Below are 4,602 nucleotides of genomic sequence, written 5' to 3'. Positions count from 1 at the left end.
GCTATATTATATAGCGGTTTTTATTTGGGTAAAATACAGTAGGGACTTTTTATGCAACTACAAAATTATTATTTTTTTATGTGGTTCATTGACCTAAAAATTGCTAGGTATTGGGCTTGGAGACCAAACCCCTACGATTAAATTACAACTTATTTAGTTATAGCGTTTCTCAGGTTAGTAAGGTACAGTTTTATATTTCTTCTTTGTTCCCTATTGCCTGTTACCTATTGCCTATTGCCTAAAGCGTAGAATTTTGTACCTCACTCTTTTTGGGAATTGCTATATGTGGTTCATTGACCTGAAAACTTCTTTGACTAATAACTAATAATTGATAACTGTTTAAAACTAATAACTGTTTAAATATGTCTAATAATCTCTTTAATACTGAAAGTTTGCTTTTCACTCCAGCTATCCCTGAATCTAATGCTATTCCGATGATTTTTGCTTTTCCTAATGAATATAGTGTGGGCATAACTAGCCTTGGTTATCAGATTGTTTGGGCAACTTTAGCAATGCGTTCTGATTTACAAGTTAGTCGGTTATTTACTGATATTAATGAACCTCTCCCACAACAACCAGAATTATTTGGTTTTTCTCTTTCCTGGGAACTTGATTATGTCAATATTTTAAGTATTCTAGAGTCTCTGGAAATTCCCATTAGAGCGAAAAATCGTTTAGGTGAAAATTATCCAATAGTATTTGGTGGCGGACCTGTTTTAACGGCAAACCCAGAACCTTTTGCTGATTTTTTTGATGTAATTTTGTTGGGAGATGGGGAAAATTTATTGGGGAATTTTATTAATGCTTATAAAGAAGTTAGAGGTGCTGAAAAACAAGAACAATTCAAACATTTAGCTAAAGTGCCTGGGGTTTATATTCCTAGTCTTTATCAAGTAACTTATAAAAGTACCGATGGTGCGATTAAATCTATTGAACCTATAGATAAAGATATTCCTCCTATTGTGCAAAAACAAACTTATCGAGGTAATACTCTATCTGCTTCAACTGTTGTTACTGAAAAGGCAGCTTGGGAAAATATTTTTATGGTAGAAGTCGTGAGAAGTTGCCCAGAAATGTGTCGTTTTTGTTTGGCAAGTTATCTGACTTTACCTTTTAGAAGTGCTAGTTTAGAAGCCTCTCTTATTCCGGCAATTGAAAAGGGATTAACTGTCACAAAACGTTTGGGTTTATTGGGTGCTTCGGTAACTCAACATCCAGAATTTAACAGTTTATTAGATTATTTGAATCAGTCAAAATATGATGATATTCGGTTGAGTATTGCATCAGTTAGAACAAATACNGTTATCTGACTTTACCTTTTAGAAGTGCTAGTTTAGAAGCCTCTCTTATTCCGGCAATTGAAAAGGGATTAACTGTCACAAAACGTTTGGGTTTATTGGGTGCTTCGGTAACTCAACATCCAGAATTTAACAGTTTATTAGATTATTTGAATCAGTCAAAATATGATGATATTCGGTTGAGTATTGCATCAGTTAGAACAAATACTGTGACAGAAAAACTGGCAAAAATTTTAGCTAATCGTGATACAAAGTCAATTACTATTGCTGTGGAAAGTGGGAGCGATCGCCTGCGTAAAATTATTAATAAAAAGTTGGCAAATGAGGAAATTATTGAGGCTGCTGTTAATGCTAAAGCTGGTGGTTTAAAAGGGATAAAATTTTATGGAATGGTAGGTTTACCCGGAGAAGAGGAAGAAGATTTAGATGCAACTATTGAGATGATGTTGACTTTGAAAAAAGCTGCTCCTGGTTTAAGATTAAGTTTGGGTTGTAGCACTTTTGTGCCGAAATCTCATACTCCTTTTCAATGGTTTGGAGTAAATTATCAGTCAGAAAAACGGTTGAAATTTTTGGAGAAAAAATTACGTTCAAAGGGAATAGATTTTCGCCCAGAAAGTTATAAATGGTCAGTTATTCAAGGATTAATTTCTAGAGGGGATAGAAGGTTATCTTATTTATTAGAATTGGTAAGAAATTATGGAGATTCTTTGGGTAGTTATAAAAGAGCTTTTAAGGAGTTGCGTGGAGAGTTACCAGACTTAGATTTTTATGTTTTTAATGATTGGGAATTAGAACAAGTTTTGCCTTGGAATCATATTCAAGGTCCTCTACCTGAGGCAACTTTGAAGAAGCATTTAGCTGAAGCGACTGCTTTGTTTAAAAATTAAATAATTTCTGTTTTAATACTATGAGAGAAATTAACTATATCAACAGAGTTATAGCAGTTTTCACTTAGGTAAAAAATAGTAGGAACGTTCCATGGAACGTCCCTACAATATTTTGGTTGTGACATGAGGTCATCTATCTGAAAAGCGCTGTATAAAGTTTCATTCCACTACTCTGTCACTATTCCAGTAAAATGGTTTTAATTAAAGAAAAATGTGTAATGATTTTTGTTTACCTGGTTATATTAAAACCCTTTGATTAGACATAAAAAATTAAAAATTCTCCAATCACCATTTATTATCTCAAGAAATAGGTGTCAATAAAAAAGCATGACGACTTTCGCCTTTATTTCCCCATCCGACAATTTGCCCATGATTATTAATAGCTCGTGCTTCTCTGAGAATCCAATCATCACCAGTATAAGTTAAATCATTTAGGTCTTGCATTTGATTAACACTATCCCAAATAAAAGCTTTTCTAACCCATAATTCTTGCTCTGGATTTATTATCCTGTCAGAATATCCTACTATTAGACCAGAATTATTAATACTATTAGCTTCGCTATCAAAAAATTGTAAATTGACATTACCAGATATGGTACTTATGTCTTGAAATTTGTCACTCCTATCCCACAAAAAAGCTCGGTTATTATCTTCAGATACAGCATAAAAACCAGCTACTTGACCAGACATATTAATATCTGAACCTAAAAAACCTGGTAATTCTTGGATACCTTTGTCACTCTTCCAAACAAAAGCTTTGAGGATAAAATCTGAGGAAAGAGAATAGCCTACTACTTCACCAGAATCATTAATACTATAGGCAATGCTTTCTATCTCACTTCCATTACTAATATACTCCATACCATTTTTGCTATCCCAAATAAAAGCTTTTCTATTACCATCACTGGAAATAGCACAACCTACTACTTGACCAAAATTATTAATGCCATAAGCCTCACTGAAACTATTACTTTCGGTATTAATATTTTGAAAACCTTTTGTCTCATGCCAAATAAAAGCTTTCCGTTGACCACTGTCCGATACAAAATACCCCACCATTTGACCATAGTCATTAATACTATAAGCACAGGTTGAAGTATCGCTAAGAGTATCAATATCCTCCATACCTTGGTTGGGACTCCAGATAAAAGCTCGTCGTTGTCCACTACTGGTAATTGAATAACCAACTATTTGAGCAGAGTCGTTAATACCTTTAGCGACACACAGGTGGCCTCCAAGTGTACCTAAGTCAGTCAGAGCATAACTAGAGGCAGCAGTGGCAATATGAGATTTTGTTACAGTTAAGTTCTGTAATTCTGATGATACTTGGGTTAGTTGCGTTTTTTGAGTCATAGATTTAGATGAAGTCATAGTAATTTGGGTTGTCCATAAAGTAAAGTGTGGGAGTTTTTTCGCTTTGGTTGAGTGTTGTTAATTTATTCTGATTATCAGTGGATTTCTGAATGAATAGCGATAATGTGCATGAATTGCCACAATAAATTATTTTGGTGTTATGGACGTGCAAAAAAATACAAATATGTATTTTTTGTATTTGATTCATAATGCCCATGTTCANTTGTTAATTTATTCTGATTATCAGTGGATTTCTGAATGAATAGCGATAATGTGCATGAATTGCCACAATAAATTATTTTGGTGTTATGGACGTGCAAAAAAATACAAATATGTATTTTTTGTATTTGATTCATAATGCCCATGTTCATGCTTATCGAAAGCCTACCAAACCTCCCATCGCTTGATCGCTCCTTGGAACTGGAACTATTTGATTACCTATTCCACACTTGACTGATGCACTACTGTAATTCGTAATTTATTAGGGGTTATGCCCATTTAGGTTTCATTGTTTATCTAACAAGAAAAAAATAGGTAATTACGTTGGACTTCATCAAAAATCAGCCGTTTCTATTAGTATTGGTTGATACATTATGATTTACACCCATCAAGATTTTCTAGTTAACAGTTAAACTATTCAACTTGGTAAACATCATAAATTAAGAAAAGCTTTACTGACACATTTCCTCAGTAGTTTTACCGAATCTTCATCAAATTAGCAATTATTTTGAAGAATCTTTACCGAATCTTTATAATATGATTGGGAAATATCCCAATTTTATTTAAGGTAGTCCTTTGATAATCGTGATTTACTATCTATATATCTAGGCAAAAAGGAACAGAGAACAGAAAGCCTTTTCAATTCTGAGTCTCAAATGAATAGTATTTACAAATTATTGAATTTTGTCCAAGGAACATAACTACTTGTACACCAATTCAAAATTCGTAAGTATGCAATTTTTCTACCTTTATAATTTCAAATAGCCTCTAAATCAGCCATTAGAATCAGGATGTATAGATTATTTAGATTATTTATAAAAGGAAAAACTTGAGTTTATGTG

2 protein-coding genes and 1 pseudogene are annotated in these 4,602 nt (G+C 33.1%); 2 read left to right on the top strand and 1 reads right to left on the bottom strand.

The features are described 5' to 3' along the window. Positions 1 to 362: 362 nt before the first annotated feature. Positions 363 to 1,300 (top strand): annotated as a pseudogene (locus AFK68_RS41385) (radical SAM protein); the annotation flags it as partial. Between the two features lies 1 nt (position 1,301). Next, a partial coding sequence (locus AFK68_RS09615) for a radical SAM protein (protein WP_168186391.1) occupies positions 1,302 to 2,188 on the top strand: 887 nt, incomplete at its 5' end. A 300-nt stretch (positions 2,189 to 2,488) separates the two neighbouring features. On the opposite strand, the gene AFK68_RS09610 is transcribed toward AFK68_RS09615, so the two are convergent. Further along, positions 2,489 to 3,541, bottom strand: coding sequence for a DUF3466 family protein (locus AFK68_RS09610; protein ID WP_168186390.1), 1,053 nt, complete (start codon positions 3,539 to 3,541; stop codon positions 2,489 to 2,491). Positions 3,542 to 4,602 lie beyond the last annotated feature (1,061 nt).

The organism is Hydrocoleum sp. CS-953 (genome assembly GCF_002260545.1).
Classification (GTDB): Bacteria; Cyanobacteriota; Cyanobacteriia; order Cyanobacteriales; family Microcoleaceae; genus Trichodesmium.
The sequence above is the reverse complement of the archived record's forward strand: the minus strand, read 5'-3'. Positions and strand labels throughout refer to the sequence as shown.